Raw genomic sequence first — 23,072 nt, 5'->3', positions numbered from 1 at the left:
GAGTGCCGCTTATGAGTCGCCGTAATACCGAACTGCTCTTACTCATCGCCTCGGCGTTCCCCGTCATCCTGCTGTATGCGATGTACGTGCTCACCGCAGGCGCCGCCATCTCGTTTGAGACACTTGCCGTTCCGATCGGTCTCTTTGCCGCCTTCGCCGCGGCGCATATCGCCGTGCGCATTCTGGCACCCGGCGCCGACCCGGCCATCCTGCCCATCGTCTTTGTTCTTTCGGGCATTGGCATCACGTTTGTGACGCGCTTGGCGCCCACGCTCGCCATCTCGCAGCTCGTCATCCTGTTTATCTCGGTGGCGTTGATGGTGGGGACGCTTGCGCTGGTCAAAAACCTCGACGTGGTCATGCGCTACAAGTACACCTTTGGCATCATCGGCATCATCTTGCTGATGCTGCCCATCTTTATCGGCACCACGATCTCGGGCTCTAAACTGTGGATTCGCATCGCCGGCTTTACCATTCAGCCCGGCGAGTTCGCCAAGGTCTTTATCGTGCTGTTCCTAGCCGGTTACCTGGCCGAGAACCGCGAACTGCTCTCTATCTCCAACCGCAAGATCTTGGGTCTTAAGATTCCGCGTCTGCGCCTGCTGCTACCGCTGTTCGCAGTCTGGGGCGTATGCCTGCTCGTCGTTGTCTTCGAACGTGACCTGGGCTCGGCCTTGCTGTTCTACACCATCTTCTTGCTGATGCTCTACGTTGCCACGGGTCGCTTCTCGTATGTCATCATCGGCCTTGTGCTCTTGGCCGTGGGGGCCGTGGGCGCTTACAAGTTCCTGTCGCACGTCCAGGTTCGTTTCCAGATCTGGGCCGATCCCTTTAAGGATGCACAGGGCCAGGGCTACCAGATTGTCCAGTCCCTCTTCTCGCTGGCCGACGGCGGCCTTGTTGGCGTCGGCATTGGCAACGGCATGGCCAACAACATCCCCGTCGTCGAGTCCGACTTTATCTTCTCGGCTATCGGCGAGGAGATGGGCCTTTTGGGCGGTGGCGCCGTTCTTATCCTGTTTATGCTCTTTGCCGTACGTGGCCTGACCACGGCAGCCCGTGCCAAGTCCGACCTTGCCGCCTTTAGCGCCACCGGTCTTACGGCCGCTATCAGCTTCCAAGCGTTCTTGATCGTTGGCGGCGTTACCCGCCTGATCCCGCTGACCGGCGTCACCCTGCCCTTTATGAGCCAGGGTGGCTCCTCGCTGCTGGCAAGCTTTATCATCGTCGCGCTGCTGCTGCGCGCCGGTGACGAGGCAACCGGTCGCGAGGCCGAGCTCACCGGCACCGGCACCATGGCCGCCATCACCGACGACCAGGTCGCCTCGGCGTCCTCCCCGGCCGGCACGCGCTTCGCCACTTCGTCTTCGTATGCCCGCGGCAGCCACTCCGCCGGCTCGCGCATGCGTCGTCGCCTGCTCGACACGCCCGAATCCGGTGTGCTCGGCCGCGTGGCGCTCGCCAATCGACTGACCCGCGCCGTGCTCGCCTTTACGGCACTATTCGCCATCCTTATCGGCAACCTCACCTATGTCCAGGTCATCAAGGCCAAGGACTATCAGGACATGCCGACCAACAACCACACCATCGCCCGCTCCAAGTACATCCAGCGCGGCTCCATCATCACGTCCGACGGCGTGACGCTGGCCGAGTCGCTGCAACAGGAAGACGGCACCTACGCCCGCTCCTACCCCAACGGAAACATGGCCGCTCACGTGGTGGGCTATGTAAGCCAGCAGTACGGCACCGCTGGTGTCGAGAGCGTCATGAACGAAACGCTCACCGGCTCCAAGGATTACTCCAGCTGGGACAACGCCCTCGCGTCGCTCGCGGGCCAAAACCAACCGGGCAACACCGCCAAGCTCACCATCGACTCGCGCATCCAGACGGCTGCCGAGCAGGCACTCAAGGGCTTTAAGGGTGCCGTGGTGGTTATGGATCCGCGCACCGGCGCGGTCCTCGCATGCGCAAGCTCGCCCACCTATGACAACACCAACATCGATGCCCTGATGCAGTCGGGCGGTGGCGAGGACGGCTCCATGTACGACCGCGCCATGGACGCTCTCTATACCCCGGGCTCGACCTTTAAGGTCGTCACACTCTCCGCGGCGCTCGAAACCGGCACCGCCAGCCTTACCAGCACGTACCAGGCGCCCGGCTCCATGGATATCGGCAACGCGCCGGTCACCAACTCCGCCAACGAAAGCTACGGAACCATCAGCCTGCAGCAGGCCTTCGCCGTGTCGTCTAACGTCGTCTTTGGCCAGGTGGCCAACGAGGTCGGCGCCAGCTCGCTCGTCCAGTTTGCCAACGCCTTTGGCTACGGTCAAAAGCTCGGTCAGGACCTGACCACCGCGGCTTCCATCATGGCCGACCCTTCGCTTATGACCGAGTGGGAGACCGCCTGGGCCGGCGCCGGCCAGCCCGTCGGCATGGACCACACACCTGGCCCGCAGACCACCGTCATGCAGAATTGCGTGATCGCTGCCGCTATCGCCAACAGCGGCGTGGTCATGGACCCGTTCTTTGTGTCACAGATACTCGCCCCGGACGGGACCGTGGTCAAGACCACGCAGTCCCGCTCGCTGGGTCAGGCCGTCAGCTCCGCCACGGCCGACCAGGTCAAGCAGGCCATGCTCGCCGTCGTCCAGTCCGGCACCGGCACCGATGCCCAGATTCCGGGCGTCAAGGTTGCCGGCAAGACCGGTTCGGCCGAGACCGGCGGCACCAACGTCAACTCTATGTTCGTTGGCTTTGCACCTTACGATTCACCCACGGTCGCCATCTCGGTGGCCTTGGAGGATTACGACAAGCATGACGTCGAGGCGGCCAAGATTGCCGGCATCGTCCTGACCGCGGCGCTCGCCGCACAGGGAGCGTGATGCCCGTGATCAAGGCGGATACTTGGGGCACGCCACGGCCGATGAGCTAGCGGCAACGCGCCACACGGCCCCAGCGGCCACACATTTGGTACCACACACATCGTTGAGCGAATAAGTTAGTTAGGAGCAGGAATGGAACAGAGGGTCCTCGGGGGAAGATACCTCCTCAAGGATAAGGTGGGAACGGGCGGCATGGCGACCGTCTTCCGTGCGCAAGATCAGGTCCTCGACCGCACGGTTGCCGTCAAGATCATGCTGCCGCAGTATGCCGGCGACGCCACCTTCGCCGCCCGCTTTAAGCAGGAGGCCCAGGCAGCAGCAGGTCTCTCCTCCCCCTATATCGTGGGCGTCTACGATTGGGGCAAGGATGGCGATACCTACTACATCGTCATGGAGTACCTGCGCGGTACCGACCTTAAGAGCGGCATCAAGAGCCACGGCGCCCTCGATCCAAAGAAGGTCGCGCAGATCGGCTCGCAGATCAGCTCCGCGCTTTCGGTCGCCCACAAGCACGAGATCATCCACCGCGACATTAAGCCGCAAAACATCATGGTGCTGCCCGACGGCAACATCAAGGTCATGGACTTTGGCATCGCGCGCGCAAAGAACAGCCACCTCACGCAGGACAACAATGTACTGGGCACCGCCCACTACGTAAGCCCCGAGCAAACGCGCGGCCAGGACCTCGGTCCCACTTCGGATATCTACTCCCTGGGCGTCGTGATGTACGAGTGCGCCACCGGTCGCGTCCCCTTTGACGGTGACGACGCCATCTCGGTTGCGCTCAAGCAGGTAAACGAACTGCCGGTTCCGCCGAGCCAGATCAACTCCGGCGTCGACGCCGATCTGGAGCGCATCATCCTCAAGTGCATGGAAAAGGACCCGTCGAACCGCTTCCAGACGGCAGACGAGCTGCGCCAGGTGCTCAACAACTACCTGTCCGGCCGCGCCGTCAACGTCTCCGAGCCCACGCACATCATCGGTGCCGCGGGCGACCTGGGCGCCACCAAGACCCGTGAGCTGTCTGACTCCACGCGCGCTATGGTTCGCCCCGTATCGGGCGTAAGCGGACAGACCAACCCCCGCAGCGCCGTCTCGGGTTCCACCGGTTCCTACGAGGTCGATCAGCCCAAGTCCAACAAGAACAAGATTATCGCCGCCGTAGTCGCCGCAATCGCCGTGGTTGGCGTTGTGGTGGCCTTCGCCACCGGGCTCTTTGGGGGCGAGCAGGTTACGGTGCCCGATGTGCTTAACAAGGACCAGCAGACCGCTATCGAGCTGATCAAGGAGGCCGGCCTTGAGGTCGGAACTGTCGACCAGAGCTATAACGACGATGTCGACGAGGGCAAGGTTGCCGAGCAGACCCCCAACGGCAACACTAAGAAGCCCAAGGGCTCCAAGGTTAACCTGGTGATCTCCAAGGGCCCCAAGCCCTCCGAGAAAGTTGAGGTTCCGCAGCTCGTCGGCCTAACCAAGGACCAGGCCGAGGCCGCGCTGGCAAGCGTGGGCCTGAAGGGCAACGCAACCGAGGAGGCCAACGAGGCCGACGAAGGCCAGGTCTTTGAGCAGGGCACTGATGCCGGCAAGGAAGTCGAGAAGGGCACGACCATCTCGTATAAGGTCTCCAGCGGTCCTGACACCACCTCCGTCCCCGATCTGACCGACATGACCGAGGCCCAGGCACGCAACGCTCTCGACATGGCCGGTTTTGGCGTCAACGTGAGCTACCAGGAGAACGATTCCGTCACCGAGGGCACCGTCATTAGCTGGAACCCCAGCGGCAAGCAGAAGCCCGGCGCCACGATTACCGTCGTCATCGCCAAGAAGTCCGGCAAGGCCAGCGTTCCGGGCAACCTGTACGGCAAGAGCATCTCCGCCGCCGTCACCGCGCTCAACAACGCCGGGTTCTACAACATCGCATTCTGCGATCAGAACGGCAATCCCGTGAGTGGCAACGAAAACGCCACCGTGACGGGCGTCTCCCCCACTGGCAAGCAGTCCACCGACAGCACGATCACGCTGACGGTTTCGGTTTCTGGCTCCGATTCGGGCGACGATTCCGGCACGACTAACTAGTCGAGGACCCATCACCCGCAGCGGCTAGGGCCGCAAACATATTCGCTCAACGGCGCCCGCTTGCTCCCCCGCAAGCGGGCGCTTTATTTATCGACAGACCATGGCCCCTTAGCAACGCAAAGAGGCCCGCAAAAGCGAGCCTCCCAGGTGACAACAGAATATGTAATGCAGTAATTACTGGCCGCAGAACTTCACCATGATCTCGACCATGGACTCTTGCCTATGGACAAAATGTCCATAGGCAAGGAGATGAAAGAGTAAGGACAACGCCCTCTAAAAGAAGGCCGTATATGAAGATTGCATATCCCTTTTGCCTTCATATACTCAAGAAGCACCCCTCGAAGCGCTCCTGAGAGGCCCCCTTGGATGCAACCCAGGGGATCCAGATTCTGGTAGACATCGGCGCAGCAAAATCCTGCCGCGCAGGCACGAACGGACATCTTGACTCCTAACGCAATGCGGGGCGCCCCAAGACACCCCGCCACGACAAAAAACTAGTTCTCGTAGACCAGCGGGTGGCCCCAACTGCCCTCGATCCTGCAGGTCTCCGCCGCAAAACCGGCAGCGAAGTCCAAGCTCTCGCGAATCGCGGCCTCGCCGCACTCGCCGGCCTTCTTCTTGGAAAGATAGGTGACCAAAAACGCCGTCAGCAGTGAATCGCCGGCCGCCATAGCGTCTTTGAGCTCCTCGGGCGCCACGGGCTTGATGCCCTGCTCGTAGAAGTTTTCGCCGTCATAGGCGACGGAGCCCTTGCTCCCGCGCGATGCGCATACGATTTGAGGGCCAAGGGCCTTCACCCACTCGAGCTTCGCCTTGATATCCTCCAGGGAAGCGTCGCCCATGGACATAAAGGCGTACGTCACAAATGGCGCAATCTGCCCGAAGTACTCGTCGGTGGAGTCATCGGAGAAGTCGAAGCTGATAGGCACGCCGGCAGCCTTGATCTTGGGGAGCTCGCGCTCGGTGAAGCAGTAGTTGCCGCTGTGCACCAAATCGAAGCCGCTGACGTACTCGGCGGCGAAGCGGTCTATCACGTAGCGCATGTCGCCACGTATGCCGCCTTCATTGGAGCCCAGGAAGATACGGTCCCCGGTCTCGTCAACGGTCACGCGAGCGGCGCCGTTGACGCCCAGGACCTGCTGGCAGCGAAGAAGCTCGACGCCCTCGTCCTCGAGCGATGCTATAACGTGCTCGGCCTCCTCATCTGATCCGAAGATTCCCATGTAGGCGCTGCGATCGACGCCGAGCTTCTTGGCGAAGACGGCGAAGTTAACTGCATTGCCGCCGGGATACATGGCCTTGATGTGCTCGTACTTATCGACAACGTTGTCTCCAAAGCCAAGCACGCTTATAGGATAGGCTGCCATGGTTATCTCCATTCAGGTAAACCGCCGTGGTTACGGCGAGCAGACGGGGCGCGAGGGATTCGCACGTCTCAACGCGCCTCGCGCCCCGTTTTAAAATCGCTAGTACTTCTCGATGCCCATGTAACGACGCACGTCCGGGTGATGGTCGAACACCTTGCCGCGAGCGGAGCGCAGCTCACAGTTCATCGCGTAGAACAGGATTGGATCAAGGAACGCGCGAACGCTCGCCGGTACTTGGTCCATGCCGTACTCCATGGCGTCGAGCACCATAAGAGTGTCGGTATGGGTCTCGAGGAATGCGAGGGCGCGCTCATCCATGGCTCGGCACTCACTAGAAGACATCTGCAGGAAGTAGAAGACTCCGGGCTCGGTCACCTCGAAGGGGCCGTGGAAGTACTCGCCGGAGTGGATATAGGCGCAGCTCTGCCACTGCATCTCCATAAGCGAGCAGATAGCGAAGCCATAGGCCTGGCTAAACACGGGACCGGACCCCAAGATATACAGGAACTTGTGGTCCTGGCACAGGGCGGCAAAACGGTCGCAGAGTTCGGCGTTGACCTTCTCGCGAGCTGCAGGCAGGATCTGGTCCATCTTGGCGATGCCTTCGTACATGTCGGCAAGGTCGGCATAACCTTCCTGCTGATCCAGGAGCTCGGAAGCGAGAGCCAAAGAGATGCCGGCGGGCACCTCCGCCTGCGGAACTCCCTCGCCCCACGGATATACCCAGCACGTCCACTCACCGTTATCGATGCCGGAACCCGCGTTGTCCGTCTGCACGATAACGGTCGCGCCCGCCGCCTTGGCGATCGAGCACGCATCGATTACCTCGGGGGTGTTGCCGGAGTGGCTGCAAGCGATGACAAGGGACTTTTCGCCCAGGCGCTTGGGACGCATGATATCGAACTCGCGGGCGGTATACGCCTCACTGGCAAACGTAGTCGCCTCGCGCTTGAGCAGCTCGTGGGCGGGCAGCAGGTCGATGAGGGAGCCGCCGCAGGCAACCCAGAAGACGCTATCGAAACCGCCCTTTTCAGCGATTGCGTCGGCGATAAGATCATGTGCGTTCATTGTTATTCTTCCTTTCGATACGGCGGACGAATCCGCCAACGTTTACTGCGAGTCTTCTCGTCAAGCGTGTTGACTTCCCCACGCGAATGGGAGCTACGCGCTAGTCGACAAAATACCTCTCGAAGGCGTCCATGTTGTGCCGGTCCGCTGCTGCGGGATCATCGAAATACCTTCCATCGGTGATCTCCTGGCCAAGATAGCCCTCGAACCCATGCGCGTTGAGGACGCGTACGAAATCGTCCATACTGTGCTTTCCATCGCCCCAAACCAGATGGCCATATGGGTCGCCATCAATGAAGCGCATGTTCCTTATGGCACCATCGCCAAACTCGGCAAACCACTCTTCAAGGCTCTCGCCGGCGACTCCCATAGCGGTAGTGTCCACCATTGGAGTAAGGTGCGGGCTGGCTACTTGGTCAAGCATGCGCCTGGCGTCCGCGAGTGTAACCACCAAGTTGCTCTCTTCCGGCCTCAGGCTCTCCATGCAGAGGGTCACGCCGTGCTCGCCGGCATAGTCCGCAAGAATCGCCAAGTGCTCGGCAGAGCGCTTCCAAGCCTCCTCGCGGTCCCCGTCCCAATCGCCCCAACCGGAGTTGATGGACATATACGGGGCGCCGAGCACCTCGGCGAGCTCGATGCCGTGCTTAAAGTAAGCGAGGCTCCGCTGCGCGTGGAGGGGCTTTCTGGCAGCGTACTGCCACGGATACACCACGTTCTCCGGACACAGGGAGCTCACGGAGAGTCCGCGGGACTCGATCTTGCGGCGAAGCTCGTCGGCCTCGAAATACCCCGTGTGGTCCAGCGTCACGTGCGGCTCGGCCGCCCAAAGCTCGATGGTTTTGAAGCCAAGGCGCTGCTGAGCATCAAGGAAGTAATCGAGCGACCACATGATGTAGTGAATGTTCATGCCGGCGACCTGCTCGCGACGCAGACGGGGTGTGGAAGCGCTTAAATCCATGCTGGGCACCTCCTACATCGGCAGTAGGCCGGAGATCACAGTCGCGACCAATCCGAACAGAACCATGAAGATAAAGAACTTCCAGATGGTCTTCCACCATTGCCCGAAGGAGATCTTCGCCACGGCAAGACCCGCGACGGTCATGCCCGCAACGGGGCTGATGGTGTTGACGGTCTGGTTCGCGAACTGCAGAGCGGTGACGGCAGCCTCGGGATTGAGGCCCATAAGCTCGGTCAGCGGGCCCATGACGGGCATGGTGAGTGCAGCGAGGCCGGAGCTGGAAGGAACCAGCAGCGAAAGCAGGCCGAGGACGATGTACATGAAGGTGGTATAGATGAAGGACGGAGCGCCCGCAAGGAGTCCGACGAGCCAGTTAAGAATAGAGTCGATGATCATTCCGCCCTCTGCGACGACCAGGATGCCGCGGGCGATGCCGATGATGCAGGCTGCGTAGGCGAAGTCGGCGATTCCGCGGACGAACTCCTCCGCAATGGTCTTCTCGTCCAGGCCGCCGAGTATGCCGGCAAGAAGGCCCATGGCCAGGAACACCATGGAGATCTCGTCCATATACCAGCCCTGGGTAACGAGGCCCCACACGATAACGCCCATGCCGACCGCGAAATCAATGAGGACGAGCTTGTGGCGAAGCGTGAACTCCTCTTCGATAGAGGCATCGGTGACAGAGAACTCGATGCGCTTCTGCTTATCGTCCTCATAGGTGATGGAGGACTTGGGATCGAGCTTGACGCGGCGCGCGTAGCGCATGGCCCAGAAAATGCCCGCGGCGGTGAAGATGACCCACAGGATGGCGCGGAGCCAAAGCTGGGGATTTCCCTCGATGCCGATAACGCCCTGGGCGATCAGCACGTTGAAAGGATCAATAGTGGATGCGCAGTAACCAAGGTTGGGGCCGAGGAAGCAGATGATGAACGCGGTCATGGAGTCATACCCGATGCTCAGCATGATGGGGATGAAGATCGCGTAGAACGGCAGCGCCTCCTCGGACATGCCGAACGTGGTGCCGCAGATCGAGAGCAGGATCATGGAGATGGGGATGATCAAGATGTCCTTGTTCTTCAGCTTCTTGATCACGCGGCTCATGCCGGCGTTTAGGGCGTTGATCTTGGTGACGATGGCGAACGATCCGCCGATCAGCAGGACGAACGCGACGACATCGGCCGCAGCCTGAATGCCCTTGGCGGGAGCCTGCAGGACGGCATCGATGCCCTGTCGCAGATCGACGGTCTCCCCCGTCTCCGAATCGGTGCAGACCTTGTCGACCTCTTGGTACGTTCCGGCTACGGCGACTTCTCGCTCGCCCGCGGCCGTCTGAATGGTCTGGCGGTCGAACTGACCCGATGGGACGATCCATGTGAGCACCGCGAAGAACACGATCAGCATGAACGCGATGGTGTACACATGGGGAAGCTGGAGATGGAATCTGCGCTTGGGCTTCTCCTGTTTGGCATCCGACATTCTTAACCTCCTGCCAGAGCAACGATGCTTGCCAAAAATCCTTCACGTATAGGCAAACATCTTAGGTTGTTCTATGTATAACCTGCATGAAGGCGTCGGTCAAGAAACATATTAGGTTGTTCTATAAGTGGTAACTTTTACGCGCTAAACGGACCTGCCGCGGCAATACGAGAACAGCGCTGTGTGAGACAGAGCCGCTAGATATCGAAGCTGTAGCGCGAACCCACGTAGTACTGTCTGCCATAGCAGAAGCGCTCTCCGTTGGAATCGAGAAAGCCCGCGTTCATGAAGAACAGCGGCTCCCCTACTGGGACCTTGAGCTCGCGGGCGGCATCAATTCCCGCACGGGCGATCTCCAGCCTGCAGGGATCGGACGAGCAGGGATACCTACCCGTACGCTCCCCCACGGCCTCGAATATCGAACAATTGGAGAGACCGATATCTTTGAGAAATTCGAATCCATCGACAGGATAGTAGTTGTTCTCGAACAGGACCGGCACGCCGTCTGCGGTACGCACGCGTGAGACCAAGATGAGGTCAGAGCCTTCATCCAAGCCAAAGAAAGAAGCGAGGTCGCGATCGGCGGCAACGGTCTTGCGGGCAACGACGCGAGCGCCCGCCTTCATGCCGTTTTCAGCGCATGCTTGGGTAAAACTCTGAACATCGTCCTTCTGATGCACCTTGCGAATTATCTTTGTCGCGGTCACAAACGTACCACGCCCCTGCCGCTTGGTGAGATACCCCTCGCCCACAAGCTCCTCTATTGCGCGGCGAACCGTGACCCTTCCCACGCCGTACATCTTAGAAAGCTCAAGTTCCGTTGGAATCTGCGAGTCAACGGGATATGTCCCCTGTTCGATATCGCTCTTAAGCAAATCGAGCACCTGTTGATACAGCGGGGCGGAAGAGCCCCCATCCAGATGCGCATCCACAAAAACTCTCCCTTTAAGGCGTTCGCGATCTCAACGACTCCATTCTACCGCACACGGAAAAATGAGGTTAAACACATAGGGGCCCTGCATGTTTGAGCGGATCGGGAATCTGGTCGCTGATTTCGTCCGCATTTGCTTGCGAAAAACCAAAACGCTCCTCGCGCTTGGCGAACACGGTGAGGCCCGCCGCCTTGCACGCAGCGATCGATGATGCTCGTGTGATGTTGGCTTCCTTCCTTTGCTTGCGAGGCGCGTCACTCGTCCTGCTGAGCCGCGGGCCCATCGTTCGGCGTGGCCTGCCTGCGCGGGGCATGCCGGGAATTGATGTAGTCGTATGCGTAGGCGATCTCCGTGACGGGGACCTCCACGTGGTAATGGGCGGAAATGTCAGAGAAGCTCGTGCGGAATGCCTCGACGAAATCGTTGTGTTCATTGGCGAAGCGCTGCTCGTCTGCGTAGTTCTCGATGGGGCTTCTGGTCACGAGGCGCTCCACGAGACAACACAGGTGCACGTAGAGCCCCATGCTCACACGAGCGCCAATCACGTCTCCGGTGAGCTGCTGGAGCCGCTCTGCGGCACTCTCGATTTCGCCGAAGAGCTTGTTGGGGTTAAGGATTGTGATGGACTCGACCACGTTCCTGAGGGTCATGTTCTTGACGAGATTCTGGTGGAACGTGCGCAAGCTGTCAGCGTCGAGCAAGCGTGCGAAGGCGCGGTCTATCTGGGCCGTTCCTTCGCCGGCGATGAGTTCCTCGAGCGAAATGAACGGGACTCCGTCGGCGTGCGGATTGTCCGTGCCGATGACCGAGCGCACGTTGTACTGGGAGAAGGCGGCATCCTCAGATCCGTTATTGGCGAGCTGCCGCCAGTCAACGGCGACAAGCCGCGCGGGGGACTCGCCAGGCAGGCTCTGCGCCACGAGATCGCGGATCCGCGCAGCTGCGTCAAGTCCGCCTTCGGAGCAGAAGACAATCGCGTCCGGTCGGGCGTTGCGCGCCACGATGTGATAATTACAGGTGCAAGCTGCCGCAGCATCGTCGAGAACCTCTCGCACGGAGCGACCCGCGATAAGTCCGGCGCCAACCTCCACCGCAAGGCCGGTAGAGGCGTTGTTGATGATGCCGAGCGTCATGCCGGAGGTGGATTCCAGACTCTTATAAATATCCTGGAGCGATCCCATGTCCACGAGGATGACGACCTCGTCTGCGTAGGAGAAGCGGTCGATGATTTGCTGAAGAGGAACAGCGACGTCCGTAACCTTCTGGTCGTAGGGCATGTCGATGGCCTCGAAGACCCTCGTGTCAAGAATCCGATTGGCGGCGTCGGCGATGCTCGTGGCGGTCGAGTAGCCATGACTGAGGACGATACCGACGCTCCGACGACGCTTAGACGGGTCGAGTGCGAGTGCCGCATGCGCAAGGACGAGCAGACACGTGAGATCGTCGAGTGCGATGCCGAGCGTGGCCTTGAGTTCATCAGCGATGCAGGCGCAGACAGTAACGGCAAAGCGGTTGCGCTGGGCCACGACGCCGCGCATGCCGGAAAGCTCGCTTGCATGGGAGCTCTTCCAGCGCGAGAGGCTTGCGGGCGGCCACAGCTGGAGGCAGATGCCCTGGGCGATTAGATGCGAGCTCTTTCGGGACAAATCGATCGAGTAGAGTTCGTTCACGGAAGTGACGACGCTGTCGGCGATCTGCTCGTATGCATCGGACTTCGAGCGGCCCGGGTTTTGCCCGAACGCCAGGTAGTCCTCGAGGTCGCGGGCTCGCTCCACCAGCTGAGCGCTGCACGCGCCCCCATCAAGCGTGCCTTCGCGATAGCTCTCGTATGGCTCCAGCATGGCGTCGAGTACATGCCGTGCGCGGTCGTCCGCCTGGCTTTGGATGCTCCGGGTGGTGTCGATGAGCTGCATGTCGTTCTCGCTGCGCTCGAGTGCGGAGCCGGCAAGGATTGCGGAGGGAAGCTGGTAGGTGCGAATCTCCAGGCTGTCACCCTTCGTGTCTAGATAGGCCTCGGCGCAACAGTTGGTGATGCAGTCGCGCAGGCCGCGTACGTTCTCCTCGAAGTTGGTGCCGGCGAGGGCTCGGAAGGCTCCGCGACTTATGAGGATGTCGCGTCCTATGCGTCGGCCCTCCTCCTTGAGGAAGTGGAGAGTCAGTTCCTCACGCTCCTCCTGGGTGCGCTCGCGCAGAGACGGCACCTGGGCGGACATGGGGATGCGACGCGTGAGGCTGCGGCACTCGGTACTGTCTGCCTCGTTTGAGGTGGCAAAGATAAGGCGCACAGCAGGGGCTGGCACAATGGCGCCCGCCTGTGCGGAGGCCCACTCCAAGAGCGCGTCCTGGGCAGCGGGTGAGAGGGCGTCGACGTCCTTGAGATAAACGATGCCGCCGCTCGCCCGATCTGCAGGCCCGCCATCTGCGCACAGGTCGTGAGTGAGCGCGCGGGCATCGTCTGCGTAATGCGAGCAGTCGATGCTCACAAGCTTGGCTTCCTGCTGCAGGACGCCGACGTTCTTGCCGTATTCGAGGGCAAGTTCGGCGAGTAGACCCTTGCCGGTTCCCGAGGCGCCACAGAGCAGGATGGGCAGGCCAGCTGGCGGGTACTTGAGCGCGGCGCAGAGCTGGCTGATGCAGGGCGCAAGGCTCAGCTCGTGACCGATTGCGCGGTCGAAGTCGAGTCGCTCGCCGTTTCCGAGCGTGGCGAAGAGCTGCTCGACCGAAGGGTAGGTGCTACGCTCAATGCGAGACTGGAAGAAGCGTTCGAGGGAGCGGCGGTGGAAGTAGCACACCGGTCGTGCCCCTGCTTTCACCACGAGGCCAGCGCGCACGAGCTCGTTGAGATACTGACTTGCCAGGCTGCGCGAGATGGCGAGCGAGTCGGTTATAGATGCCGTGGTGAAGTGGTCGAGACGGTTCTGGATGCGCCCGCCCCGCGTGCTGCCAAGCTCGCGCGTGATGCGATCGAGGTAGGCAAGCAGGTCTTTCTGTGTCTCGGGGATGTTCATGCGGCTGGTCCTCCTTTCGTCCCACACCTTACGGGCGGGGTGGTGCTCGGGACGGGTTGGCGCCCGCGTTTTGTCACGGGCACGTGAACTTCGGCACTCCATGATACATCTGTAGTGACATATGGCGACTTCTCGACACCTGCGCTCGACACAGCGAGCGGCAACAGCGCTGTCCGCCGAGCGCCTCACGGGCGTATCCCAACCGTAGGAGTGCGCTTTGCCACCTTTGACTGCCTCCCTGTCGGCAAGCGGCTCGCCGTTCGCTCCGTCTCTGACCACATCGCTCGAATCGACTCTGCCGCCGGCGCTGTGGTGGCCGTCGTGCCCGCAAAGGTCATCAAGCAGGCCGACGAGGTCACCGCGGGCAAGGTCTCCCTCGTCGACGCACTCAGGAATCTGTAGGCGAGGCCCCTAAGGCCGCCTCGCTGTCGGCAGCCCGGGGCCATGTGCCATCAGGGCACAGGACGAGTCCGGTCGCCGGAATGCGGCCGGACCCGTTGTTCGCGTGTTTTGCTGGGGGAGTCGCTGTGGTGACGAGGTTCACTGGCTTACTTTTCCTGTTCGCGCAGCCCCTTCGCCAAGGCTATGTTGGACAGTTTGAGTTCGCCATTCGTTACCGTAACAGCAAGCGAGTGGCCGAACTTCTCGCAGACGCGTGTCGTGAGTGCGGTACCGTCGAGGTAGAGGACGAGGATGTTGTCGTCAACGATGAACTGCAGGTGGTAAGAACGCCCGGACTCGAGCCAGACTGGCCTCCAAAGCCCCTTATCCATTACGCGGAACCACTTGTAACAGGGGCTCTTGTCGAACGAGAGCCGATTCGCGTCGAGGTCGAAGCGGTATTCGTACGACTCGTCGGTCTCGAGATTCTTGTAGGCTCGAATTGAGAAGTCGCAAGCGTCCCTGAACGTCACGTCTGCCTCGAAGCAGAAGATCTCGCCTGCGTTTTCGGTGATTACGCACTCCGTTCGTTCGTGGTCTCCGCGAAGCTCGATATCCGGGACGGCATCAGGGCACTCGAACGCATCCTTTATGCTTTGGGGAGGGCGAACGCCGAGGGTGCCATTGGGGCGCTGGTACACCTCATGGGGCATAAACGAGCCACCCCAAAGCCAGTTGGCCCGGTCATCGTCGTTCTCGCGCGTGGGGACCCAGCCGGACAGAATCCTGCGCGATCCGTCGAAGGCGGTCCGTCCGGCGTAATACGCCCTCCCGTCGAAGGCGTCATCTCTCGGCTTCTCCCACGGACCGTAGAGATCGCGGCTCATGCGGTAGACGATCTTGTTCTCGTCGCTGTACTCAGAGTAGACCAGGTACCACCAATCGCCAATTTTAAAAATGTCTGGCATTTCGAACATGGTGTAGAGGCCGGGGGCCCAGAAGTCGCCCTTGAACTGCCAGTGCTCGAGGTCCTTCGACGTAAAGTGAACGAGCCTGCCAGTTTGGAGGGTTTTGGAGGGGTCGTCTCCCTTACGCGTGCCCAGTACGAGGAGGTATTCCTTCCGGTCGTCATCCCATATTACGAAAGGGTCGCGCCAGTTGCGCCCATCGTATCCTGGCTGAGGCGTGAGCTCTACTGCAACGCCCGTCTTTTTCCACGTCGCATAATCATCCGAGCAGGCCTTCGCCTGCATGAGCACCTGGGACGTTTTGCCTTCTCGCAGGTAGTTGCGGTTGAACCCGGTATAGAAAGCGCGTACCTCCCCTTTTGCCTCGTAAACGGTTCCGGCGTAGATGAACTGGTCTTGGTCGTCTTCTCCGCCGTGGGGGATCGCCGTTCCGTGTTCCTGGTACGTCACGAAGTCCTGGGTGGTCGCGAGCGACCACCCAAAGGGCTGTCCTTCGGCAAGCGGAGCGGGGTCGCGCGTGTCACGCTGGTGGTATAGATAGAACGTGCCGTCCTTGCCGAAGGGCATGACGTCTCCCACCCACACGTCCTTCGGTTGGTAGAACAGGTGCTGGTTATTGGTCGGGACTTTGCGCATGTCTCGTCCTCCTTACTGTCGCGTCTTTCCTATTCGTCTTCTTCGTCAACGTCCGGAGTAAGATCTCCGAGGTAGACGAGCTGCTCTTTGGCTTGGGTGACGACATGCCTCACCACATCGGGAGTAAGCTGTCCGGCGTGGAGCGAGAGCTCGAGGGCCACGGGAAGGTTTACGCCGGTCACTATGAACGCGCCTCGCGGAGCCGAGCAGGCTACGAGCTGGTTTACGCTGCCCTGAAGGATGTCGGTGAGAACGAGGGTCTCGTCATCTTCGGCGATGCCCTCGAATGCGCTGGCGAGCTTCTCCTCGAGCGGGGTTTCGTCTGTAAACGCGCAGACAACCCTGATGTCGTGCCCCGGTCCTATGATGGCCTTGAGCGTGTCTCCGAGTCCGGCTGCCAGGCCGTAGTGCGATGCAATGATGATGTGCCTCATAATGCGTCCTTTGTGGGTTGGTCTAGCCCTAGGCTAGGCAGCAAGAATGCCGAAAGCCGCGCACACCCACGAGATGATGAGGATGCCGAGGACAATCTTGTTGATGCTGACCTTGCGCTTGACGAGGGCGTAGACGATGGCTGTGGCTATTACGGGCAGCATGCCGACCATGATTTGGTCGAGGATGCCCGTCTGGACGTCGAGCGTGACGTCACCCATGGTGAACGTGAGACCACACGAGACCTTGATGACGGTGGGGATGAGCGCACCGACGACCATCATGCCAAGTGCCGACGTCGACTCGGTGAAAACGGACATCTTCTCGGCAAGGGTCGTGAAGAGCTTGTCGCCGAACTTATAGCCTATGCGCCAGTCAAAGAGCTTCCATACGAAGATGGCGATGGCGACGGCGAGCCAGAGAAGCACGCCGACGGGGTTTCCCGCCTGTCCCATGTAGGCGGCGATGGAGCCGAAGATGGTGGGAATGAGGATGGCGAAGATCGTATCGCCGACTCCTGAGAGGGAGCCCATGAGGCCAATCTTAAGGTCTTGGACCGCGTCGATGGCGTCATTGTGCCCCTTGTCCTCCAAGGCTAGGCCGGCGCCGAGGAGCAGGCCGCTTACCTGGGGAGTCGCATTGTAATAGCGATAGGTGCTCAGAAGTGACCTGCGGTAGCCCTCCTCGTCTCCTGCATAGATCTTGCGCAGGGCGGGTTCGGTTGCGAACATGACCGCCGGGGCACACTGGGACTCATAGTTATAGATGGACGCGCCGAGCATCCAGCGGCGGCCGCAACGGTCGAGATCGGAAACGGTGAGGACTGGCTGGTACGTTCCGTCTGCCAGGCGGGTTGGCGCTTCGTTTGCCTTGGTGGCGTTAACTTCGTTACTCATCTTCCAGACCTCCAGCGTCGAGGGCGTTTACGGACGGATTGCTGTGCGACTTGTAGTACTCGATGGCCGCGGCGGCACCGAGCAGGGCAATGGGGAGAATGCTTATCTGCAGGTAGGCGGCCAGAACGAAGCCAACGATGGCGTAGGCGATGAATTTCTTCATTGGCATGAAGGACAGAAGCATCGCAAGGCCGACGACGGGGAGGATACCGGCGGCGATGGAGAGGCCGGTCGTGAACCAGGAGGGCATGACGGAGAGGAAAGCGTTGACGGCATCGGCGCCAAAGAGCAGTACGGCAAACGTGGGGATGGCCGCCGTAAGGCCATAGAAGACCGGACCGAGGAAAAGTACGCTCTTCATCTGCGAGTACTTGCCCTCTTCGGCAAAGCGCTGCGAGGTACGCCCGAGGAAGCCGTTTGCCGTCTTGGCGATGACGTCGAGCTGAAGGCCGAGCATGCCGACTGCGATTCCGGCGGCAACGCCGACGCTCGCCTCCTGACCCGAGGTGATGGCAACGACGGCGCCAATGATGGCGGCAGTGGGATAGTCGGGGACGGAGGCTCCTCCCATGGCCGCCACGCCCAGGCTCATGAGTTGGACGATGGCGCCGACGGCGAGGCCGGTTACGGGGTCGCCGAGCGCAAGTCCGACGAACCATGCTGGCGTGACGGACATGTTCGTGAGAATTTGTCCCGCGTTCTTCTCGGCTCCGTAGATGAAGGCGATGAGTGTAACGACGGCTATCTGGATGATGGATGGTGTCATAAGTTCACTCCCTTGCTAAAGCGTGATGATGCTGGAGAGCTCTACGGGCTTGTCGGCCGGCACATAGCGAACGGTGATGTCGCAGCCGGTGCCAGCAATCGCTCGATATGCGGGCAGCTCGTCTTTGGTGACGTAGGCGCGACTGCTCACCTGGACGGCGTCTGACCCCTCTTCGGGAAAGACTGTGCCTCCGACCACGAGTGTGGGAATAACCTGGCCCGTCTGTATGACGTCGAGGATGGTCTGGGGGTCTCGCGCCACGATGAAGACCGTGTGGTCGTCGTACTTGCCCGCCCGATAGTTCGTGAGAGCCGTCTCCTTGTTGATAATGGAGAGGGCGACTCCCGAGGGCTTTGCCATCCGCATGGCGGCCTTCTTGGTCGGGTCGTTGGCGACGATGTCATCGATGACCATGAGACGCTGCGGACGGAACTCGGGTACCCACTGGGTTGCCACTATGCCGTGTAGCAGGCGGTTGTCGATGCGTGCTGCGATGATGCTCATGTGATGTTGGCTTCCTTCCTTTGCTTGCGTGACGCGTTTCGGCATGGCCTGTGCCGAAGCGCGTCATTCGTCCTGCCGGGCCGCGGACCCGTCGTTCAGCGTGGCCTGCCTGCGCGGGGCATGCCGGGAATTGATGTAGTCGTATGCGTAGGCGATCTCCGCGACGGGGACCTCCACGTGGTAATGGGCGGAAATGTCAGAGAAGCTCGTGCGGAATGCGATCGAGGTAGGCTCTGTGTCTCGGGGATGTTCATGCGGCTGGTCCTCCTTTCGCCACACACCTTACGGGCGGGGTGGTGCGCGGAACGGGTTGGCGCCAGTGTTTCGTCACGGGCGCGTGCGCTTCGGCACTCCATGCTACATCTGAGTGGCATATGGCGACTTCTCGACACTCGCGCTCGACACAGCGAGCGGAAATGGCGCTGCCTGCCGAGCGCCTCGCGGGCGCATCCCGACCGCAGAAGTGAGCGCGAAGGCTCGTCGAAGTGCTGGGTGGGGGACCGGCGGTCTGGATACGCGGTTTCGTTCGGCGAAGGCGGCGAGGCGAATGGCATGGCGAACGTACGGGTTTGACGTGAACGGGTTGCCCGTGGCGGCGTGGTATCGGGAGGAGACGGTCGAGCAGGTGCTCGCGCCGCTGCTCGCCCGTCTCGCGCGCTCGCATCAGGAGAAGGGGTCGCAGGCCCATCTCGGCAACCCGGTGCGCATACGCTATTGCGACCGGGACGGCCACGTGTCGCGAACGGATATCGTCCGCCAGGTGGACGTCGCGCCGCGAAATGCAGACTCGCCTCAATCGTCGGTAAGGGGTGCCGCGGGCGATACGATGGAATCCACGGACCGCACCGCGCCGCCGAGATTGCGACGCGAACGCAGGCGATGCGCCCGAAAAACTCCTCCGCGCATGTAGGGCGAAACGCCAGATTGGAGCTCCATGAACGATTTCTCTTTCTACTCCCCCACCCGCTTTGTCTTTGGGCGAAAAGCGACCGACAAGGTTGGGGGACTCTGTCCGCCTCCGGCTACCGCTGAGCGCTCATTGTCTACGGCAGGGGTTCCGCAGTTCGCTGCGGAACGCTCGTCCGCGTGAGGGCATCGCTCGATGCCGCGGGCGTGGAGCACATCGGGCTTGGAGGGGTGCGTCCAAACCCCGAAATAGGCTTGGCACGAGAAGGCGTCGAGCTCGCACGGGCAAACGACGCCGACATCATCCTGCCCGTGGGCGGCGGCTCCGTCATGGACTGCGCGAAGGCCATCGCACTGGGGCGGTATACGACGGCGACGTATGGGACTTCTTCCGCAAGCGCGCCGTTCCCGCCGACCGCATCGACGTCGCCTGCGTGGTGACCATCCCCGCATCCGGTTCCGAGGCATCTAACTCCTGCGTTATCAGCAACGACGAGGAGCACCTCAAATGCAGCATTAACACGGACCTCAACCGCCCGGCCATCGCCTTCCTCGACCCGGAGCTGACCTTCAGCCTGCCCGCCTGCCAGACCGCCGCGGGAGTGACCGACATGATCGCCCATATCATGGAGCGACTCTTCTCCGGCGAGCCCGCCGTGGGCGTAACCGACAACATCGCCTGCGGGCTAGTGCGCGCCGCGAGGGAGGCGGCGCCCAAGGTGATGGAGAACCCCGATGACTACGACGCCCGCGCCGAGATCATGTGGGTGGGTACGCTCGCCCATAACGCCCTGCGCGACGGCGATTGGACCTGCCGCGGCCTTGAGCACGAGTTATCCGCACTGGACACCAAGATCACGCACGGCGCCGGCCTCGCCGTCATCTTCCCCGCCTGGATGCGCTACGTATGGCGAGAGCACCCTGAGCGCTTCCTGGAGTTCAGCGCCCAGGCCCTTGGCATCGAACCCATCGATTCGGACGCGGACGAGCTCGATGTGGAGGTAACCCCCGAGCAGGCAATCGAGTACGCGGTCGAAGCGACCATCGACGAGCTGCAGGATTTCTTCGTCTCGCTGGGAATGCCGCGCGCGCTATCGGAGTTCGGAGTCACCGAGGACGATATCGAAAAGATGATTCCGGGCCTCAAGATCAACCGCGGAGAGCTCTTCGGCAGCTTCAGGAAGCTCACGCTGGACAACGCGAGAAAGATTTACCGCAGCGCACTCTAGGAAACAGATGCCAGTCCCCCACGGGCGAGCAGCACGGCGGCCCCCGCAAATCAGAACCACCCTTAAAAAGGGTGGTTTGCTCTTAGGGTATAACCCACGGGCCCCGGGCTCGCGTCTAAAGGCGCGGGCCCGGACTTCGTCCAGGCCTAGTGCATCTTGACCCGTGGCGCGCCGGTCGAACCGGCAGCATCACCCCCTCTTGAAGGGGTCCTCGTACTCCTTCACGCTCAGCTTGTCCAGCGCGATGTCGTGGGACTCCTGCTCCCTGATGTACTTGGCGATCGTCGCCTCGTTCAGGCCGACGGTGGACACGTAGTAGCCCTCCGCCCAGAACTTCCTGTTGCCGAACTTGTACTTGAGGTTGGCGTGCCTGTCGAATATCATCAGCGAGCTCTTCCCCTTCAGGTAGCCCATGACGCTCGCGACGCTGTACTTCGGCGGGATCGCCAGCAGCACGTGCACGTGGTCGGGCATCAGGTGCCCCTCGATTATCTCGATCCCCTTGTACTCGCACAGCTTCCTGAGGATCTCCCCTATGTCGCTCCTGATTTGGTTGTAGATCACTTTGCGCCTATACTTCGGCGTGAACACGATGTGGTACTTGCACATCCACTTCGTGTGGGAAAGGCTGTAGGCCTTCTGGGCCATGGCGACCACCCCTTCGACTCGAATTCTTGACGGCCTGAACAATCGTCAATATCGGTCGGAGGGGTGGCTTTGTAAAGCCGTTTGTCTCCACCCGCGTAGCGGGTGGTTTAAAGCTGGCCGCTGCGCGGCCAGCGGACTAAAGTCTTGAACCAGAAACGGCGCCGCTCCCGCGACGCCGTCATATTCCCTGGTGCCCCCGGGCGGATTCGAACCGTCGACACCCGCTTTAGGAGAGCGGTGCTCTATCCCCTGAGCTACGGAGGCATGTTGTACTAGTGTAGCAGATTTACCCCTTTGCCATGTAGCGCATGGCCACTCATCGAGAAGGCTCTATAGCGAATAGTTTCCGAGGGCAATCCTCAATATCGGAAAGAATAACCCGGAATAACGCGAAATAATGGGACAAGCTTTCCCAACTGGCCCTCAAAAGGAAAATGCATCCCGGAATGAGAACAAATTCCGGGATGCATTTTCCGCCATCTATCGCCAACGATTAGCTGTCTCTGTGGAAAAGGCTCTTGATGGCAGCGGGGATGCTCTTGGCGCCCTTAGCCGTCACATCGATAAAGTCAGGCGAACGCACGAGCTTATCCTCGTCGACGTACTTACGGACCGCGCGAAGCGTCTCTTTATCGTCGCGCGTCGAAAACGTAAAGTGGCCGTTGTCCTTGGTGAAGATGGCAAAACGCGTGATCTTCTTGGTGCCGCGCAAAACCTCGGCGGCGATATAGTCGACCTCGTCCCACGGGATTTGAATATAATCCTCGGGATTGCGCTCGTTATAGTACTCAAACGCCTTATTGCCCACCATGACGTTACCGTGGCTGGTAAGCCCCATCAGGCAGGTTGCCGGCGTTGCCAGATCGACCGTGCTGTTCTGAGATTGCGCCATACGCGCCTCGCCCTCCAATAAAAACAATCGGACCGCATCCAGTGTACCCACCGGGTGCGGTCCGTTTCAATGGCTCAAAAGCCCTTACCTAGCAACTCTCGGTCTTAAGCCGAAGCGTGCTTACATGAAGCCGCAGAAGCGACCGATGATGCCGACGGCGAAGAGAGCCAGGATGATGACGATCGGGCTAACCTTCTTCTTGAGGAGCTTGCAGACCAGCAGGGTCAGGCACACGGCGGCAAGGCCGGGGATGAGCTGATCGAGGTTACCCTGGAGCGTGGTGACCTTCATCTGATCAAGGGCGGTAGCACCGACGGAGTTGTACATCGTCAGCGCTTCCTTGATACCCTCGGAACCGGAAGGCAGGCTAGCCCAGTCGATAAAGGCGCCAGCAGACTGCTTGACCGTGGAGACGATCGGGGTGAAGGAAATGGACACCCAGCGCTCGACCAGGGCGCCGATGATGAACATACCCAGGATGGAAGCGCCCTCGGTGACCTTGCCCATCAGACCGCCGGAGAGGTCCTTGGCGATAGAGGAGCCGACCTTGTAGCCAAACTCCTGTGTGTACCACAGGAAAGCGTAACGGATGATGTTCCACGCGAAGAAGAACAGCAACGGACCGACGATGCTGCCGGACATGGCCAGGGAAGCGCCCAGAGCGCCCAGAATCGGGCGAAGGGTGAACCAGAAGACGGGGTCACCGACGCCGGCGAGCGGGCCCATCATACCGACCTTGACGCCCTGGATGGCGACGTCATCGATCGGAGCACCGTTGGCGCGCTCCTCCTCGAGGGCGAGGGTAACGCCAATGACGGGGGCGGAAACATAGGGGTGGGTGTTATAGAACTCCAGGTGGCGCTTAAGCGCGGCAATCTGGTCATCCTTGCTGGTGTAGAGCTTCTTGATCGCAGGGATCATTGCGAAGCACCAGCCGCCGTTCTGCATACGCTCGTAGTTCCACGAGCCCTGAAGGAACTGATGACGGAAGCAAACCTTCTTACGGTCAGCCTTGGTGAGCTGAATCTTGTTCTCTGCCATATGTAT

The 23,072-nt window shown here is 60.7% G+C and carries 20 protein-coding genes and 1 tRNA gene; 6 read left to right on the top strand and 15 right to left on the bottom strand.

The genetic code is table 11. The features are described 5' to 3' along the window. The first annotated feature begins 11 nt into the window (after window positions 1-11). Both ACGHEN_RS01095 and pknB read left to right on the top strand, forming a co-directional pair. A complete protein-coding gene (locus tag ACGHEN_RS01095; protein ID WP_390396643.1) occupies window positions 12-2,882 on the top strand; it encodes an FtsW/RodA/SpoVE family cell cycle protein in 2,871 nt (956 codons plus the stop codon). 132 nt (window positions 2,883-3,014) lie between these two features. Further along, window positions 3,015-4,958 (top strand): Stk1 family PASTA domain-containing Ser/Thr kinase, encoded by a 1,944-nt coding sequence (gene pknB / locus ACGHEN_RS01090; protein ID WP_390396640.1) that lies wholly within the window; start codon window positions 3,015-3,017, stop codon window positions 4,956-4,958. 494 nt (window positions 4,959-5,452) lie between these two features. Here the strand turns inward: pknB and ACGHEN_RS01085 are convergent, their stop codons facing one another. The 6 genes from ACGHEN_RS01085 to ACGHEN_RS01060 all read right to left on the bottom strand — a co-directional run bounded on the left by ACGHEN_RS01085 (window position 5,453) and on the right by ACGHEN_RS01060 (window position 13,767). Continuing rightward, the gene (locus tag ACGHEN_RS01085; protein ID WP_390396637.1) at window positions 5,453-6,325 is read right to left on the bottom strand and encodes a PfkB family carbohydrate kinase; all 873 of its coding nucleotides are present in this window, start codon (window positions 6,323-6,325) and stop codon (window positions 5,453-5,455) included. Between the two features lie 99 nt (window positions 6,326-6,424). Further along, window positions 6,425-7,393 carry an SIS domain-containing protein gene (locus ACGHEN_RS01080; RefSeq protein ID WP_118080255.1) on the bottom strand — a complete coding sequence of 323 codons (969 nt, stop codon included), beginning with the start codon at window positions 7,391-7,393 and terminating at the stop codon, window positions 6,425-6,427. Between the two features lie 100 nt (window positions 7,394-7,493). After that, a complete protein-coding gene (locus tag ACGHEN_RS01075) occupies window positions 7,494-8,351 on the bottom strand; it encodes a sugar phosphate isomerase/epimerase family protein (RefSeq protein ID WP_390396634.1) in 858 nt (285 codons plus the stop codon). Between the two features lie 12 nt (window positions 8,352-8,363). After that, window positions 8,364-9,827 (bottom strand): YfcC family protein, encoded by a 1,464-nt coding sequence (locus ACGHEN_RS01070; RefSeq protein ID WP_390396631.1) that lies wholly within the window; start codon window positions 9,825-9,827, stop codon window positions 8,364-8,366. Window positions 9,828-10,024: 197 nt separating this feature from the next. Then, window positions 10,025-10,759, bottom strand: coding sequence for a GntR family transcriptional regulator (locus ACGHEN_RS01065; RefSeq protein WP_118080248.1), 735 nt, complete (start codon window positions 10,757-10,759; stop codon window positions 10,025-10,027). A gap of 254 nt (window positions 10,760-11,013) precedes the next feature. Continuing rightward, a complete protein-coding gene (locus ACGHEN_RS01060) occupies window positions 11,014-13,767 on the bottom strand; it encodes a PRD domain-containing protein (protein WP_195568643.1) in 2,754 nt (917 codons plus the stop codon). A gap of 114 nt (window positions 13,768-13,881) precedes the next feature. Between ACGHEN_RS01060 and ACGHEN_RS01055 the strand changes: the two genes are divergently transcribed. Then, a complete protein-coding gene (locus ACGHEN_RS01055) occupies window positions 13,882-14,169 on the top strand; it encodes a hypothetical protein (RefSeq protein WP_217752370.1) in 288 nt (95 codons plus the stop codon). 146 nt (window positions 14,170-14,315) lie between these two features. Here ACGHEN_RS01055 and ACGHEN_RS01050 read toward each other — a convergent pair whose 3' ends face one another. Genes ACGHEN_RS01050 through ACGHEN_RS01030 form a run of 5 tightly spaced genes read right to left on the bottom strand, consistent with a single transcriptional unit; the run spans window position 14,316 to window position 18,350 of the window. After that, window positions 14,316-15,752, bottom strand: coding sequence for a family 43 glycosylhydrolase (locus ACGHEN_RS01050; RefSeq protein WP_390396627.1), 1,437 nt, complete (start codon window positions 15,750-15,752; stop codon window positions 14,316-14,318). 29 nt (window positions 15,753-15,781) lie between these two features. Continuing rightward, window positions 15,782-16,186: a PTS sugar transporter subunit IIA gene (locus tag ACGHEN_RS01045; RefSeq protein ID WP_118080241.1), complete on the bottom strand. Its 405-nt coding sequence runs from the start codon at window positions 16,184-16,186 to the stop codon at window positions 15,782-15,784. A 33-nt stretch (window positions 16,187-16,219) separates the two neighbouring features. Further along, window positions 16,220-17,080 (bottom strand): PTS system mannose/fructose/sorbose family transporter subunit IID, encoded by an 861-nt coding sequence (locus tag ACGHEN_RS01040; RefSeq protein ID WP_118080239.1) that lies wholly within the window; start codon window positions 17,078-17,080, stop codon window positions 16,220-16,222. Next, a complete protein-coding gene (locus ACGHEN_RS01035) occupies window positions 17,073-17,846 on the bottom strand; it encodes a PTS sugar transporter subunit IIC (protein ID WP_118080237.1) in 774 nt (257 codons plus the stop codon). The genes ACGHEN_RS01040 and ACGHEN_RS01035 overlap by 8 nt, the downstream gene beginning before the upstream one ends. 15 nt (window positions 17,847-17,861) lie before the next feature. Beyond that, window positions 17,862-18,350, bottom strand: coding sequence for a PTS system mannose/fructose/N-acetylgalactosamine-transporter subunit IIB (locus ACGHEN_RS01030; protein ID WP_390396623.1), 489 nt, complete (start codon window positions 18,348-18,350; stop codon window positions 17,862-17,864). A 547-nt stretch (window positions 18,351-18,897) separates the two neighbouring features. Here ACGHEN_RS01030 and ACGHEN_RS01025 point away from each other — a divergent pair. The 3 genes from ACGHEN_RS01025 to ACGHEN_RS01015 all read left to right on the top strand — a co-directional run bounded on the left by ACGHEN_RS01025 (window position 18,898) and on the right by ACGHEN_RS01015 (window position 20,485). Further along, complete coding sequence (locus ACGHEN_RS01025; RefSeq protein WP_217750474.1) at window positions 18,898-19,260, top strand: hypothetical protein; 363 nt, start codon at window positions 18,898-18,900, stop codon at window positions 19,258-19,260. Window positions 19,261-19,436: 176 nt separating this feature from the next. Beyond that, on the top strand, window positions 19,437-19,697 hold the full coding sequence (locus ACGHEN_RS01020; RefSeq protein WP_308196324.1) for an iron-containing alcohol dehydrogenase: 261 nt from the start codon (window positions 19,437-19,439) through the stop codon (window positions 19,695-19,697). Continuing rightward, window positions 19,592-20,485 (top strand): iron-containing alcohol dehydrogenase, encoded by an 894-nt coding sequence (locus ACGHEN_RS01015; RefSeq protein ID WP_306667647.1) that lies wholly within the window; start codon window positions 19,592-19,594, stop codon window positions 20,483-20,485. The genes ACGHEN_RS01020 and ACGHEN_RS01015 overlap by 106 nt, the downstream gene beginning before the upstream one ends. Window positions 20,486-20,674: 189 nt before the next feature. Here ACGHEN_RS01015 and tnpA read toward each other — a convergent pair whose 3' ends face one another. The 4 genes from tnpA to ACGHEN_RS00995 all read right to left on the bottom strand — a co-directional run bounded on the left by tnpA (window position 20,675) and on the right by ACGHEN_RS00995 (window position 23,066). Continuing rightward, window positions 20,675-21,133 (bottom strand): IS200/IS605 family transposase, encoded by a 459-nt coding sequence (gene tnpA, locus ACGHEN_RS01010; RefSeq protein WP_055287554.1) that lies wholly within the window; start codon window positions 21,131-21,133, stop codon window positions 20,675-20,677. A 188-nt stretch (window positions 21,134-21,321) separates the two neighbouring features. Beyond that, window positions 21,322-21,397 (bottom strand) — tRNA-Arg (locus tag ACGHEN_RS01005). A gap of 229 nt (window positions 21,398-21,626) precedes the next feature. Continuing rightward, window positions 21,627-22,025 carry a DUF956 family protein gene (locus ACGHEN_RS01000; protein WP_217750475.1) on the bottom strand — a complete coding sequence of 133 codons (399 nt, stop codon included), beginning with the start codon at window positions 22,023-22,025 and terminating at the stop codon, window positions 21,627-21,629. Window positions 22,026-22,145: 120 nt separating this feature from the next. Then, window positions 22,146-23,066, bottom strand: coding sequence for a PTS system mannose/fructose/sorbose family transporter subunit IID (locus ACGHEN_RS00995; protein WP_035136639.1), 921 nt, complete (start codon window positions 23,064-23,066; stop codon window positions 22,146-22,148). Between the last annotated feature and the right edge of the window lie 6 nt (window positions 23,067-23,072).

The sequence above is a fragment of the Collinsella sp. i06-0019-1H4 genome (assembly GCF_042849575.1).
Taxonomy (GTDB): domain Bacteria; phylum Actinomycetota; class Coriobacteriia; order Coriobacteriales; family Coriobacteriaceae; genus Collinsella.
This window is presented reverse-complemented; position numbering and strand designations above follow the sequence as displayed.